The organism is Paenarthrobacter sp. E2MeOHC11, from assembly GCF_058744955.1.
Genome location: NZ_CP196673.1, coordinates 1,025,050 through 1,038,641, shown reverse-complemented (window position 1 = coordinate 1,038,641; position 13,592 = coordinate 1,025,050). Strand labels below are relative to the sequence as shown.

Annotated in this window: 10 protein-coding genes; 8 read left to right on the top strand and 2 right to left on the bottom strand. The window is 62.8% G+C overall.

Annotated features, from left to right (window positions below):
- The first annotated feature begins 100 nt into the window (after positions 1 to 100).
- The gene (gene speB / locus ACSSVG_RS04745; protein ID WP_492417605.1) at positions 101 to 1,162 is read left to right on the top strand and encodes an agmatinase; all 1,062 of its coding nucleotides are present in this window, start codon (positions 101 to 103) and stop codon (positions 1,160 to 1,162) included.
- Entirely contained in the window at positions 1,159 to 2,859 is a 1,701-nt protein-coding gene (locus tag ACSSVG_RS04740; RefSeq protein WP_231341775.1) for a thiamine pyrophosphate-binding protein, read from the top strand. The genes speB and ACSSVG_RS04740 overlap by 4 nt, the downstream gene beginning before the upstream one ends.
- A 65-nt stretch (positions 2,860 to 2,924) precedes the next feature.
- Here ACSSVG_RS04740 and ACSSVG_RS04735 read toward each other — a convergent pair whose 3' ends face one another.
- A complete protein-coding gene (locus ACSSVG_RS04735) occupies positions 2,925 to 4,259 on the bottom strand; it encodes an MFS transporter (RefSeq protein WP_492417603.1) in 1,335 nt (444 codons plus the stop codon).
- A gap of 30 nt (positions 4,260 to 4,289) precedes the next feature.
- Complete coding sequence (locus ACSSVG_RS04730; RefSeq protein ID WP_231341773.1) at positions 4,290 to 5,318, bottom strand: MBL fold metallo-hydrolase; 1,029 nt, start codon at positions 5,316 to 5,318, stop codon at positions 4,290 to 4,292.
- 94 nt (positions 5,319 to 5,412) lie between these two features.
- Here ACSSVG_RS04730 and ACSSVG_RS04725 point away from each other — a divergent pair, with 94 nt between their 5' ends.
- The 6 genes from ACSSVG_RS04725 to ACSSVG_RS04700 all read left to right on the top strand — a co-directional run bounded on the left by ACSSVG_RS04725 (position 5,413) and on the right by ACSSVG_RS04700 (position 13,564).
- Positions 5,413 to 6,312 (top strand): LysR family transcriptional regulator, encoded by a 900-nt coding sequence (locus ACSSVG_RS04725; protein WP_231341772.1) that lies wholly within the window; start codon positions 5,413 to 5,415, stop codon positions 6,310 to 6,312.
- A gap of 83 nt (positions 6,313 to 6,395) precedes the next feature.
- Positions 6,396 to 6,878, top strand: coding sequence for a MarR family winged helix-turn-helix transcriptional regulator (locus tag ACSSVG_RS04720; RefSeq protein ID WP_231341771.1), 483 nt, complete (start codon positions 6,396 to 6,398; stop codon positions 6,876 to 6,878).
- A 9-nt stretch (positions 6,879 to 6,887) separates the two neighbouring features.
- Positions 6,888 to 8,963 (top strand): MFS transporter, encoded by a 2,076-nt coding sequence (locus ACSSVG_RS04715; protein WP_492417600.1) that lies wholly within the window; start codon positions 6,888 to 6,890, stop codon positions 8,961 to 8,963.
- Between the two features lie 301 nt (positions 8,964 to 9,264).
- On the top strand, positions 9,265 to 10,998 hold the full coding sequence (locus ACSSVG_RS04710) for an ABC transporter ATP-binding protein (protein WP_231341694.1): 1,734 nt from the start codon (positions 9,265 to 9,267) through the stop codon (positions 10,996 to 10,998).
- Complete coding sequence (locus ACSSVG_RS04705) at positions 10,995 to 13,073, top strand: ABC transporter ATP-binding protein (RefSeq protein ID WP_492417598.1); 2,079 nt, start codon at positions 10,995 to 10,997, stop codon at positions 13,071 to 13,073. The genes ACSSVG_RS04710 and ACSSVG_RS04705 overlap by 4 nt, the downstream gene beginning before the upstream one ends.
- A 74-nt stretch (positions 13,074 to 13,147) precedes the next feature.
- On the top strand, positions 13,148 to 13,564 hold the full coding sequence (locus ACSSVG_RS04700; protein WP_253469195.1) for an acyl-CoA thioesterase: 417 nt from the start codon (positions 13,148 to 13,150) through the stop codon (positions 13,562 to 13,564).
- Positions 13,565 to 13,592: the final 28 nt, after the last annotated feature.

Sequence of the window (13,592 nt, the reverse complement as noted above, 5' to 3'; positions counted from 1 at the left end):
AATTTGTAAACAGGTGATGCATATTAGGCAACTTCGAGTGTATGATGGGTGTCACAGCTAGTGATCCAATCCCCCCAAAGATGACAAGGAGTGGCACATTTTGGAAGAGCTCCGTATTGAAGCCAACGGGAACCTCGGCCCCATCGATTCGTCCCGCATCCCGCGCTACGCCGGTGCCGCCACCTACGCCCGACTGCCTCGCCTGGACCAGGTCGCCAAGGCCGACGTCACCGTAGTTGGCGTCCCCTTCGACTCCGGCGTTTCCTACCGTCCCGGCGCCCGCTTTGGCGCCAACCACGTGCGTGAGGCCAGCCGTCTGCTGCGCCCGTACAACCCGGCTTGGGACGTCAGCCCGTTCGAGAACATCCAGGTTGCCGACGCAGGCGACATGGCCGTGAACCCGTTCAACATCAACGAGGCCATCGAGACCATCCAGCAGAATGCCCTGGACCTCACGGCCAACGGCAGCAAGCTGGTCACCCTCGGTGGCGACCACACCATTGCCCTCCCGCTCCTGAGGGCAGCAGCAGAACGCGCCGGCGAACCCATTGCCATGCTCCACTTCGATGCGCACCTGGATACCTGGGACACCTACTTCGGCGCCGAGTACACGCACGGTACGCCGTTCCGCCGCGCAGTGGAGGAAGGCATCCTGGACACGGAAGCCATCAGCCATGTCGGTACCCGCGGTCCGTTGTACGGCAAGAAGGACCTCGACGACGACCACCGCTTTGGCTTCGGAATCGTCACCTCCGCTGACGTCTACTACCAGGGCGTCCTGGAGACGGTAGCCAAGATCCGTGACCGCATTGGCAACCGACCGCTGTACATCTCCGTTGACATCGATGTCCTGGATCCGGCGCACGCTCCCGGAACCGGAACCCCCGAAGCCGGCGGCATCACCAGCCGCGAACTCCTGGAAATCATCCGTGGCTTCCGCGGCATGAACCTCGTTGGTGCGGACATCGTGGAAGTCGCTCCGGCGTATGACCACGCAGAAATCACCGGTGTTGCCGGCAGCCACGTAGCTTACGAGCTCGTGACCCTCATGGCAGACAACGCCGTGGAGGGCGACCGTCTCGGCGCTCCGAACGGCTACGCACAGCAGGCGCTCGGCGCCCGCATTGCCGAACTCGCCAAGGCAACCGGAGACCAGCGATGATCGACTTCGATCCCGGTACGGCAGCCCCGACAAAGGGGACCAACCAGCGCAACGGCGGGGACCTCGTCGTCGAGACCCTCGAAGCGTTGGGCGCGAAGACCGTTTTTGGTATCCCGGGGCAGCACGCGTTGGGTCTTTTTGACGCCATGGGCCGCGGCAACCTGCACTTCGTGTCCTCACGTGTGGAGAACAACTCGGCCTTCGCCGCTGACGGGTACTCCCGTGCCACCGGAGAGGTCGGTGTGCTGTTCCTGTCCACCGGTCCCGGCGCGCTGACCTCCCTTGCAGGGCTGCAGGAGGCTTACGCCACGGGTGTTCCCATGGTGGTTGTTGCCAGCCAGATCCCGCTTGACGGCCTGGGCGCACGCCGCAAGGGCATGCTGCACCAGCTTGATGACCAGAAGGCCTCGGCCGCGAACGTCACCAAGAGCCAGCGCCTGATCCAGCACGCTTCCGGGATCCCGTCGGCCATCCAGGATGCCTGGACCGAAGCGATCTCCTCGCCGCAGGGGCCGGTCTGGATCGAAATCCCGCAGAACGTCCTGTTGGATCCCATCATGGTTCCCCCGGTGGAAGACGCGCTCGCCGAGGCCTTCGATAACCCGCCGCGCGTGGAGTTGATCCGCGAAGCCGTCAAATGGCTTTCGACGGCGGAACGTCCGGCGATCATCGCCGGTGGCGGTACGCGTCGTGGCCGGGCCGAGAAGTCGCTGCTCTCCATCGCCGAACAGCTCCGTGCCCCGGTGATCTGCACTCCCGGCGGTAACGGTGCGTTCCCATGGACCCACGAGCTGTCCTTGCAGTCGTGGATCGAGGACCGGTACATGACCGACGTCCTTGAAGACGCCGATGTGTTGATCGTCATTGGCTCCTCGCTGGGTGAAGTGACCTCCAACTACTTCACCTTTGAACCCCGCGGCCGCATCATCCAGATCGACGCCGAACCCCGCGTCCTGGAATCCAACCGGCCCGGGCTTGGCATCCGCGCCGACGCGGGCCAGGCCCTCGCAGCGCTGGACGAAGCCCTCGCTGAGGCGGGTGCAGCGGATGCGACACAGCGTTCCTGGCATGGCACCAGCCCGGAAGAGGTGGTCAAGGAGTCCTTGGCCAAGGTCACCGCACGCCTGGAATCGCAGGACCTGGCCAAGGAACTGAAGTTCATGTCGGACATCCGCGAGGCCGTTCCGGCTGATATGCAGACGTTCTGGGACATGACCATCTCTGCGTACTGGGGTTGGAGCTGCTGGGATGCCCGGCAGGGCCAGTTCCACTCCGCCCAAGGAGCCGGCGGCCTGGGCTACGGCTTCCCCGCAGCAATCGGCGGTGCCGTGGGGCTGGAAACCACGGGCAAACCGAGCCGGGTGCTGGCTGTGTCCGGTGACGGTTCCTCCATGTACTCCATCTCCGAACTCGCCACCGCCAAGCAGCACAACGTCCCGGTCACCTGGCTGATCGTGGACGACGGCGGCTATGGCATCCTGCGCGAATACATGGTGGGCGCCTTCGGCCAAGCCACGGCCACCGAACTCGCCCGCCCGGACTTCGTCAAGCTTGCCGAGTCCTTCGGCGTCCCGGCCCGCCGGGTTGCCCCCGAGGAAGTCGGGGACGCGCTCAAGGCGTCGTTCGAAGCGGACGGACCCAACGTCGTCGTGGTTGAAACGCTGCTGAAGATGTTTGGCCCCACGCATTTGGATTAAACAGACCCAAAAACAGCCAGCCCCCGCACGGTCATCCGTGCGGGGGCTGGCTGCTTTAAGGACACTCAGTCGAGTTCGCGCTGGGTGCCCTCAGGAGTGAGTTTCACAGCGACAACCGCGGCAAGCATCGCGGCGATCCAGAACACCGCGATGAGCCATAGGCCACCGCCGGCTGCGAGGCTGAGGCCGGCGACGATCATGGGAGTGAAGCCGGCACCGATCATCGAGGCACCTTGATAGGCCAGGGACGCGCCGGTGTAGCGGTTGCGGGTGGGGAACTGTTCTGCGACGTAGGCGGCAATGGGGCCGTAGAGGAAGCCCTGTACCAGCCCATTGCCCAACACGATGGCCAAGGCAAATGCCCACAGTTCGCCGTTGTCGATGAGCAGCAGGATGGGGTAGGCGAGGACGGCACCCAGGAGGGACGCTCCAATGAGGACCCGACGACGGCCGATCCGGTCGCTGAGGCGTGCCGAGTAGAAGCAGATGATCAGCGTGAGAAGTGCCGCGAAAGCCTTGATGTTCAGGACACCGTTCTTGTCAGCACCGTTCTCAACGGCCACCGAGACACCCCACACGGTGGTCATCGACTGGCACACATAGAACGCTGTGGTTGCCAGCAACCCGAGCACCACGGCGCGGCGGTTGTTCTTGAGCACGTCGAGAAGGGGCACCCGCCGCTTGGCTCCCTCTGCTTCCAGCTTCTGGAAAGCAGGAGTTTCGGACACCTTGAGGCGGATGACCATTCCAACGGCAATCAGCGCAGCACTCAGCAGGAACGGTACGCGCCAACCCCACGCCAGGAAGTCGTCACCGGAGAGTGCTGCGAACAGGGATAGCGCGAGCGTGCCCAGAATGGCCCCGGCGGGACCGCCGGCGTTGGCGAAAGCTGCCGCGAATCCGCGGTGCTTCTTGGGCGCGTGCTCTATGGCCATGAGGGCAGCGCCACCCCACTCGCCGCCCACAGCGACGCCCTGGACCAGCCTGAGCACCACCAACGCGATGGGCGCGGCAATGCCGATCTGGGCCGTGGTTGGCAGCAGTCCGATCATCGTGGTCCCAAAACCCATGATGAGCATGGAGAGGACAAGCATCTTCTTGCGGCCCATCCGGTCTCCGAAGTGGCCGAAGATCAGGCCGCCAAGGGGTCGGGCAATGTAACCGACGGCGAGCGTGACAAAGGACGCGAAGAGCGCGAAGCCGGGGTCGAGATTGGCGAAGAAGACCTTGTTGAACACCAAACTGGCGGCTGTGGCGTAGAGCATGAAGTCGTAGTACTCGATCGCACTGCCGATGAAGCTGGAGGCAAGGATGCGGCGCATGTCCTTGGACTTCATGGAATTCTCAGGTGCGAGGGGCGCAGTTCCTGGCAGGATGTCCTGCGGTGATGCTGGGCTCATGTGATTCCTCAGGTTGCTGGGGTCCGGCCGTCAGCGTTGACGGGCGAACGGAATGACGTCGAGATCGTTGGGGACGGTGAACTTTCCCGTGAAGTGTTCTGCGGCCTCGTGCCAGACAGATGCGGAGGCCGAGCCCGGAACGAGGTGATGCAGGGCCAGGTGCCCGGCACCGGCGGCTTCGGCCAGTTTCGCTGCCTCGCGGACGCTGGTGTGGGACTTGTAATGGTGGTCCCGCGCGGCCCGGCTGCCATCGTCGGTCTTGTCCGCATACAGCGATTCCACCCACGCGAAGTCGATGGCCTCATGCAACAGGAGGTCCGTGTCCTGGGCCAGGGTGATCATGTTTTGCGTGTAGGCGGTATCGCCGGAAATCGTCACGGAGCCCTCGGCAGTCTCGAAGCGGAAGGCGAACGCCGGAGCAACCGGCGGGTGCTCCACCAGGATGGCGGTCACGGTGACAAGCTCATCCCGGTAGACCTCGAACGGCTCCATGTCCGGCGTTGGATTGCTGTTGGGGTGGTACCCGGTTTCGACTGGTATCCGGAGATCTTCGGCCTTGAAGATTTCCAAGGGGCTGGGCCGGAGGCTGTCCAGGATGCGGTCATTGAGGTCCGTAGCGTGGGCGGCCATGAGTTGCTCGAACATCTGCCGGGTACCCGGCGTCGGATTCTCCGGCGCCAGCGGAAGAGGCTCGACGACGGCGCGCGGCGACACCGGGGGAAGCTCACCCCGGTTGCCCGGGCCAATGATCCTGACCGGGTTATCGGTGCGATCAGCAAGGGCGTACAGGCCAAAGATGCCCAGGCCGGCCAGATCATAGACATGGTCCGAATGGAGGTGGGTGATGAAGAGCGCCCTCAAATCCTTGAGTTCCAGGCCTGACTGGCTGAGCCTGCGTCCGGCGCCTTGGCCGAAATCCACCAGGTAGAAGGCCTCTCCCACCACCACGGCAGTGGCGATTCCCGTGCGCTCGCCGGTTTCGGCTGCCGCCCACCATCTGGGGCCGCCGGCGGTCCCCAGGGTGACGATGTGCGGTTTAAGGGATGACGTCAGTGTCACGGGTGTCTCCTTCGACGTTGGCTTTTCTCCAGTGTGGCCCGGCTCACTGCACTTGTATAATCAATCAATTCTAAGAAGTTCATAAGGAGAACTGATGGCTGAGTTCACCCTGCGCCAGCTCGAGTATTTTGTGGCCGTGCTCGATCATGGCTCCCTCACCAAAGCTGCGAGCGAAAGCAACATCTCCCAGGCCGCTGCCTCAATGGCGATCGCCCAGTTGGAAAAAAGCCTCGGCCTGGACCTGCTCATCCGGACCCGCGCCAAGAGGGTGGAGCCCACGCCGGCGGGACTTGAACTCGGCGTCCGTGCCCGGCGAATCCTCGGGGAAACGGCGGATCTGCAGGCCGGGGCACTAATGCGGTCCCATGAAGAGATGCGCGGCCGGGTGTCCATCGGCTGCATGGTGGCCATTTCGCCCCGGGTGATCCCGGAACTCATCGGCTATTTCGCGGAGAAGTGGCCCGAGGTGGAGCTCGACTTTGTGGAGGGCGCTGCCGAAGACCTGCAGAAGGCCGTGGGGGAGGGTGAACTGGACCTCGCGTTTGTCTACTCCCTTCAGGTGGTGCCGGGCGTGGATGTGGTCAAGGTGGTGGAGTCGCGTCCGCAGTTCATGCTGGCCGCGAGCCACCCCCTGGCAGGAAGGGCATCGCTACGCTTCGCCGACCTCGCCAGCGAGGATGTCATCCTCTTCAACGTGCCGCCCAGTGCCGAGCGCGTCACGGCCATGTTCCTCTCGGCGGGCATTGAGCCGAAGGTCCGCTGGAAAAGCGTGGTGGCGCAGACTATCCGCGGCGTGGTGGCCAGCGGAAGGGCTATATCCGTCACTCACGCGTGGCCGGGGGTCGCGCCTGTTTACGCGGACGCCAAAGTTGCCTTGGTGCCCATTGAAGACGATCTCCCTGAGAGTTGGCTCGTCGCTGCCGTGCCCCCGGGGATCACGCGGCCACGCAGGGTAGATGAGGTCATCAAGGCAGCGATCCACCTGGCCCGGTAAGCCATCCTCCTCATCTTTAGTTTCCCAAAGCAATCAAATAAGGTTATAGTTGCTTTAGGCAAACAAAAAGAGGGGTGTTTCCCATGTCCGTCGGTTCTGCCACAGCGACCGATCTTGTGCATCAAATCTTCGACCTCCAGCGCACTCTGCGCTGTGTGGTGACCGCCCACATGGCCCGCGTTCCCGACGTCGGAATGGCAGTCCAGGGCGTCATGCGGTTCATCGGCGAGGGGGAGACCCGCGCTACGCACCTGGCCACGCGCCTGGGCGTCAGCGCCCCGGTGCTCAGCCGGCACATCACCGAGCTGGAAGAGCTTGGCTTCGTGGTCAGGCGGCCCGATCCAGCGGACGGAAGGGCCCAACTCCTCGCCCTCACGGACAGGGGCGCGGCGAAGCTGCACGAATTCGAAGAACAACGCAGCGTGAGACTGCGGGATTACCTGGCGGATTGGAGCGAGGCAGACGCCCTCGAGGCCTCCCAGGTCATCAACAAACTCACGGAGTCCCTCAAGGACTCAATCCGGGCAACGGCGGCCGGCTCCATCACAACAAACCAGACAGCTTAGGAGCCAAGCATGGCCACACCAGCAGTTCAGCACACCAAGGCGGTGGACGCCTCAGTTAACAAGGCCGCCGCGCCCATGACGCACCGTCAAATCATGGAAGCCCTGACGGGCCTCCTGGCGGCCTTCTTCACGGCGATCCTCAGCAGCACGATCGTCGCCAACGCACTGCCCACCATCATGTCCGAACTCAAGGGCACGCAAACCGACTTCGCCTGGGTCATCACGGCCGCGTTGCTGGCGAACGCTGCAACCACGCCCATCTGGGGCAAGCTCGCGGACCTCTTCGACAAAAAGCTCCTGGTCCAGCTGAGCATCATCATCTTTGTGGCCGGTTCCGTCATGGCCGGTCTGTCCGAAACGATCCCCCTGCTGCTGACCGCACGCGTCATCCAGGGTATCGCCATGGGTGGCCTCACGGCCTTGGCGCAAGCCATCATCGGCTCCATGATCCCGCCGCGTGATCGTGGTAAGTACTCCGGCTACATGGGGGCCGTCATGGCCGTCGGCACCGCAGGTGGCCCGCTGCTGGGTGGCTTCATCGTTGACAGCCCGCTCGGCTGGCGCTGGACGTTCTTCGTCTGCGTGCCACTGGCCGTCGTCGCGCTCATCCTGCTCCAGGTGACCCTGAAGATCCAGCACATCAAGCGCCCGGCCAAGATCGACTGGCTCGGCTCCATCCTGCTGACTTCCGGTGTGAGCCTGCTCCTGATCTGGGTCTCCTTCGCCGGCAACCCGGACTACTACGACTGGTTCTCCTGGCAGTCGGCCCTGATGGTGGGTGGCGGCGTAGCGCTGCTGGCTGTCCTGGTATTCGTGGAAACCAAGGTTGCCCAGCCGATCATCCCGCTGAAGATCATCTCCGAGCGCACCACGGCCCTGGCCATCGTCGCGTCGGTTGCTGTCGGCATCGCCATGTTCGGTTCCTCCACGTTCCTGGGTCAGTACTTCCAAGTTGCCCGCGGCGCCACGCCCACCGAGGCCGGTCTGCTGACGCTGCCGATGATCGCCGGCAACCTGATTGGTTCCGTCGCGTCCGGCATCCTGATCAGCCGCTTCGGTAAGTGGAAGAGGTTCCTGATCGCAGGCTCCGTCCTGCTGATTGGTGGCCTCGCATTCGCCGGAACCATGGACCACACCACTGAACTGTGGATCGTCGCGATCTACACCGGCGTGTTCGGCCTGGGCCTTGGCATGCTGATGCAGAACCTGGTGCTGGCCGTGCAGAACACGGTCCAGGCCAAGGACATCGGAACCGCGAGTGCCTCCGTGGCATTCTTCCGCTCGGTGGGTGGCGCAATCGGCGTTTCCGTCCTGGGCGCCATCATGTCCAACCACGTGAAGGACCTGGCCGTTGAAGGCATGGCCGCTGCAGGCATCCCCGTCCAGGGTGGCGCTTCAGGAGCCAGCATGGACCTCGCCGACATGCCCGCTCCCATCGCCGAGATCATGCGTGCTGCCTATGGCGACGCCACAGCACAGATCTTCCTGATCTCCGCGATCATCAGTGTCGTGGCCCTCCTGGCCGTACTGTTCATCAAGGAACGTCCGCTGCGCCGCACCGTGGATGCCGCTCCTGAGAAGGAACTCATCGCCACAGCATCGGGAGACGCCGGGATGTCGCTGGACACCTCTTCCTTGGACGCCGTGAAGGCGGACGACGACGGCGGCAGCGCCTTTGGTGCCGGACGTACTGTTTCCGGGGCCGGGCATCAGGCTCCGAAGCAGGATTCCGGGGCAGACCTGGACCTCGAGTTTGCCCGGATCCTCACGCAGGAACGCCCGCACCCCACGGCTGCTGTCAAGGAAGCAACTGATGTGAAGGAAGTGCAGGAACAGCTGACCCGCACCCAGTACGTACTGGCGGAGCAGCAGTTGCAGCTCAGCCGTGCCAATGTGGAACTGCAGGCGCGGTTGAGGGAACAGCAAACAATCGCGGAGCAGCAGGCCAACACCGCAGGGGAACTCGCTGCGATCCGGAAGGAACTCAAGCGCGAACGCAGGCAGCAAGAGCGGATGGCGTTGTTGCTTCTGCAGGGTGTTGAAGCGCGCGAAGCCCGTCCGGACCACGGAAAGCACGCAGGCTGAATCTGGCCCCCATTCGAAATTCCCGGTTGTCCTGCGCCGGGTGCAGCGAACGAGTGCGGGACCAAGGCGCCGGCTGGAATACCAGCCGGCGCTTTGCTGCCTCTGCTGCTGTCTCTGCCCCTTGGGGTGCTCCCGCAGGGGAGCACCCCGCGACACGGCGGATACTCCGCTGGGATGATCTTTTCCGTAAGTTGTTTCGCCGGGGCAACGGATTTCGTAGAGTAGGGAGGCTAATACTGTCAGCCCCCGCTGCAACACTTCTCTTATCTCATTCACGCACTCTTTCTAAGGACCCGTGGGCATGCTTGTCACCCTTATACGGCGCTACTCCAAGCCGTATTTGCCGCAGATTGTGGCCGTGCTGATCTTTCAGTTGGCATCCACCATCGCCACGCTCTACCTTCCCAGCCTCAACGCCAAAATCATCGACGAGGGAGTTTCCCGCGGCGACACCGATTTCATCTGGCAGACCGGTGCGCTCATGCTCGCCGTCGCCCTTGGACAGGTGCTTGCTGCCATCGTCGCCGTCTACTTCGGCTCCCGCGTGGCCATGGCCATTGGGCGGGACCTGCGCCGCGGTGTTTTCCGCCAGGTCAGCAGTTTCTCCGCCCAGGACGTCAACAAGTTCGGTGCTCCCACGCTGATTACCCGTGGAACCAATGATGTCCAGCAGGTCCAGATGCTTGTGCTGATGGGCTTGAACTTCATGGTGTCCACGCCGATCATGTGCATTGGCGGCATCATCATGGCGCTTCGCGAGGACCTCAATCTTTCCTGGCTCGTGTGGGTTTCCGTCCCGGTTCTGGTGGCGGTCGTGGGTTACCTCGTAGTCCGCCTGATGCCGCTGTTCCGTTCCATGCAGACCAAGATCGACGCCATCAACGGCGTGCTGCGCGAACAGATCATCGGTATCCGTGTGGTCCGTGCCTTCGTGCGTGAACCCCACGAGGCAAAGCGCTTCGGCGACGCCAATGAGGAACTCACTGCCGTGTCCGTGAAGATCGGCAACCTGTTCGTCCTGATGTTCCCGGCGATTGGCATGATCCTGCACCTCTCCACAGCGGCGGTGTTGTGGTTCGGTGGACAGCGCGTGGACTCGGGCGAGATGCAGGTGGGCGCGCTGACGGCGTTCCTCCAGTACCTGTTGCAGATCCTGATGGCAGTCATGATGGGCACGTTCATGGCCATGATGATTCCCCGCGCTTCTGTTTGTGCAGACCGTATTGGCGAGGTGCTTGACGTCGAGCCTTCCATTCACAACCCCACCTCACCTGTGGTGCCGGCCGAGAAGAAGGGACGCGTGGAGTTCCGCGACGTCACGTTCAAGTACCCCGGTGCCGAGGCGCCAGTGCTGAGCAACATTTCCTTCACCGCGGAGCCCGGCAAGACCCTGGCCATCATCGGCTCCACGGGTGCCGGTAAGACCACCCTGGTTTCGTTGCTGCCGCGGCTTTACGATGTCGCTTCCGGTCACGTGCTGCTCGACGGCGTCCCCGTCACCGACATGGATGCCTCCGAGATCACCAGCCGCGTGTCGGCCGTGCCGCAGAGGCCATATCTGTTCTCAGGGACCATCGAGCACAACCTGCGCTTCGGCAAGCCGGACGCCACCGACGAGGAACTGTGGGATGCGCTGGAAACCGCGCAGGCCAAGGGATTCGTCGAGGAGAAGTCCTCAGGCCTGAACCGGCGCATTGCCCAGGGCGGAACCAACGTCTCCGGTGGCCAGCGCCAGAGGCTGTCCATTGCCAGGGCCCTGGTGACGAAACCGAATGTGTACCTGTTCGACGATTCATTCTCTGCCTTGGACGTCGCGACGGACGCCCGGCTTCGAAAGGCCTTGAAGGCCAAAACCCGAGAGGCGACGGTCATCATAGTGGCCCAGCGCGTCTCCACCATCGCGGATGCGGACGAGATCCTGGTGCTGGATAACGGTCGCATCGTTGACCGCGGAACGCACGACGAACTCCTGGAGACGTCACCCACGTACCAGGAAATCGTTGAATCCCAGCTGAGCGTGGAGGAAGTGGCATGAGCGAGCAGAACCAGCAGAAGAAGCGTGGCTGGGCTGCCAAGGCAGAAGCCGCCAAGGAGGCCAAGGCAACAGCCGAGGCCGAGGTGGCAACAGAGCTGCTTGACGACGAGGACTTCGTCGAGGAGGAATACGTCCCCTCGGAAGCCGATGGCGGCATGTTCGGCGACGTCCCGGCAAAGAAGGCCAAGGAGTTCTGGCCGTCCGCCAAACGGCTTATGGGGCTGCTGAAGTCCGAGGCCGTTGGCGTGTACATCGTGATCGGGCTCGTTATCGTCTCGGTGGTCCTCAACGTGATCGCCCCCAAGGTCCTGGGCAACGCCATGGACGTCATCTTTGGTGGTGTCATGGGAAAGCAGATCCCTGAGGGGGTCTCCCAAGAGCAGTTCGTGGAACTCATGCGCCAGCAGGGCCAGGGCAACTTTGCGGACATGGTCTCCAAGATGGAGCTCACCAACGGGATCGACTTCCCCAAGCTGACGTTCCTGATTTCGATCGTGCTGCTCATGTACTTTGTGGCCAACATCTTCCTGTGGGCCCAGGGCTGGTTGCTCAACAGGATCGTCATGCGGGTCATCAAGAAGCTCCGCAACGATGTCCAGGCGAAGCTCAACAGGCTCCCGCTGAACTACTTCGACACCCGCCAGCGCGGCGACATCCTGTCCCGCGTGACCAACGACGTCGACAACGTCCAGCAAGGTCTGCAGCAGGCATTCTCCCAGTTGGTCAGCTCAGTGCTCACAGTCCTTGGCATCACGGTCATGATGTTCATCGTGTCCTGGGAGTTGGCGCTGATCGCGCTGATCGCCCTGCCGTTGTCCGGCATTGTGGCGGGTGTTATTGGTGCCCGCAGCCAGAAACTGTTCGCAGCACAGTGGAAGAACACCGGCGCATTGAACGGCCAGATCGAAGAATCGTTCTCCGGCCACGATCTTGTGAAGGTCTTCGGGCGTGATGCCGACATGCTGGAGCGTTTCGACGCCAAGAACGAGGAACTCTACAAGGCCTCCTTCGGTGCACAGTTCGTGTCCGGCGTCATCTTCCCGGCCATGAACTTTGTTTCTTACCTGTCCTACGTCGGGATCGCCGTGGTGGGTGGCCTCCGGGTTGCCTCGGGCTCCATGAGCCTGGGCGACGCCACGGCCTTCATCCAGTACTCGCGTGAGTTCACCCAGCCGCTGGGCCAGATCGCCGGTATGGCGAACATGCTCCAGTCCGGCGTGGCCTCTGCCGAGCGCGTCTTCGAGTTCCTTGATGCTGATGAAGAAGTCGAAGAGAACGGCACCCGCCACCTGCCCTCCAAGACCGACGGGCACGTTGAGTTCGAGCACGTCTCGTTCAGCTATGTGGAGGACAAGCCGCTCATTGAAGACCTGTCCTTCGCAGCGGAGCCTGGCCATACCGTTGCGATCGTAGGACCCACGGGCGCCGGCAAGACCACCTTGGTGAACCTCGTGATGCGTTTCTACGAGCTCAACGCCGGCCGGATCACTTTGGATGGGGTGGACATCAAGGACCTCACCCGTTCCGAACTGCGCTCCAAGGTGGGCATGGTGTTGCAGGATGCCTGGCTGTTCGGCGGGACCATCTACGACAACATCAAATACGGCAAGCTGGACGCCACCGAAGAGCAGATCATGGAGGCGGCCAAGGCCACCTACGTGGACCGCTTCGTACGTGCGCTTCCGGACGGATACCAGACGATCATCGACGAAGAAGGCAACAACGTCAGCGCCGGTGAAAAGCAGCTCATCACCATCGCCCGTGCCTTCGTCTCCGATCCTTCGCTCCTGATCCTGGATGAAGCCACGAGCTCCGTGGACACCCGCACCGAGTTGCTGTTGCAGAAGGCCATGGCCGCCCTCCGTACGGACCGGACGAGCTTCGTGATCGCCCACCGTCTCTCCACCATCCGCGACGCCGACACCATCCTGGTGATGGAGAACGGCAAGATCGTGGAGCAAGGCAACCACACCCAGCTGCTCGCCCTCCAAGGCGCGTACTACCGGTTGTACATGTCGCAGTTCGCAGGCGAGGAAGAGACCGCTGTGGATGATTCGACGGCGGTGCACAGCTGAGTACCGATTCACTGAAGACTGGGCAAACCGCCCAGGATTCCTTTGCACCCCAGCGCATTGAGGTCCTCGTGCCGATGCGCTGGGGTGACATGGACGCATACGGACACATCAACAATGTCCAGATCGTCCGTATGTTGGAGGAAGCCCGCATCGCAGCCTTCGGGCCACCCCGCGGCGCGGGCCTTCCCGGCGTAGAGCCTCCGGCTGCCCTGTTCAACGATGTCGAAGAGGGCACCATGACCCTCGTGGTGGAGCACAAGGTCCGGTATGTCCGGACCTTGGAGTACCGCAACATTCCTGCCGTTGTGGAGATCTGGGTGGGTGCCGTCAAAGGCGCCAGCTTCGATCTTCACTACGTCATCAAGGACCCGGTTACGCGGGAGGACTGCGTCAAAGCCACCACGCATTTGGCTTTCGTCGCCGAGGACACCGGCCGGGTGCTCAGGCTCACCACGGAACAAAAGGAAAAGCTCGGGCGCTACCAAGCCTGACGAGTTTTTGTACAGGTGATGCCCTTAA